Origin of the sequence: Paenibacillus sp. S150 (assembly GCF_019352175.1) — a bacterium.
GTDB lineage: Bacteria > Bacillota > Bacilli > Paenibacillales > Paenibacillaceae > Paenibacillus_AQ.
In genome coordinates this window covers 1-991 of the sequence record NZ_JACBYI010000092.1, presented here as the reverse complement: position 1 = coordinate 991, position 991 = coordinate 1, and the positions used below count along the sequence as shown (strand labels likewise).

General features: G+C 51.6%; 2 tRNA genes and 3 rRNA genes. All 5 read right to left on the bottom strand.

From position 1 onward, the window contains the following. Nucleotides 1–169, bottom strand: a 23S ribosomal RNA gene (locus HYD27_RS31685); the annotation flags it as partial. A gap of 235 nt (nt 170–404) precedes the next feature. Further along, nucleotides 405–480: transfer RNA gene (locus HYD27_RS31680), tRNA-Ala, on the bottom strand. A 43-nt stretch (nt 481–523) separates the two neighbouring features. After that, nucleotides 524–600: transfer RNA gene (locus HYD27_RS31675), tRNA-Ile, on the bottom strand. Nucleotides 601–645: 45 nt separating this feature from the next. Then, nucleotides 646–762, bottom strand: a 5S ribosomal RNA gene (rrf, locus tag HYD27_RS31670). Between the two features lie 123 nt (nt 763–885). Next, nucleotides 886–991: ribosomal RNA gene (locus HYD27_RS31665) — 16S ribosomal RNA — on the bottom strand; the annotation flags it as partial.

Here is a 991-nt window from a genome sequence, read left to right as displayed (position 1 = left end):
TATGTATTCAGATACGAGTAACTGCGCATTACCACAGCTGGGTTTCCCCATTCGGACATCCCCGGATCAAAGCTTGCTTACAGCTCCCCGGGGCCGTTTCGTTGTTCGCCACGTCCTTCATCGGCTCCTGGCGCCTAGGCATCCTCCGTGTGCTCTTAGTAGCTTAACCACCGCTCCGATGTTTCGCTTGTTCGCTCATCTGGTTTGGAATGGCGCGTCCAGAAAAATTCCGTACGCTGGATCATTCCAAGCCAAAGGTCGCTTCACAATCGAAAATCTTCGCTTAGCATTCTATTAAATCTTCACTTGCTTACACAAGTTCAGCTAAAAGGAATGTTCTAAAACGCATTTTCGTTTCGGTATCCAGTTTTCAAGGATCAAGGGATTCAAAGGCGGATCATTGTTGGTGGAGCCAAGCGGGATCGAACCGCTGACCTCCTGCTTGCAAGGCAGGCGCTCTCCCAGCTGAGCTATGGCCCCGTAAAATTCATCTCAAAAGAGAAGTATGCCTTCTAATGTTATATGGTGGGCCTTGGTGGACTCGAACCACCGACCTCACCCTTATCAGAGGTGCGCTCTAACCAACTGAGCTAAAAGCCCATATAACATATATAACATTCTGAAACAGCCAAGGAATGGTTGTCCGCTTGGCAGCGTCCTACTCTCCCGGGACCCTTCGGTCCAAGTACCATCGGCGCTGGAGGACTTAACGGTCGTGTTCGGGATGGGTACGTGTGGAACCCCTCCGCTATCGCCACCAAACGCATACGAAAGAGACTTGCTCTTTCAAAACTGAACACGAGTGAGTGTTCGAACCCGAAGGTCCTCTTGGAAGCTTGCGCTTCCGATTGGAATGTCCTCATCGCAGAGAACGATTCTCCATAGAAAGGAGGTGATCCAGCCGCACCTTCCGATACGGCTACCTTGTTACGACTTCACCCCAATCATCTACCCCACCTTCGGCGGCTGGCCCCCTTGCGGGTTACCCCAC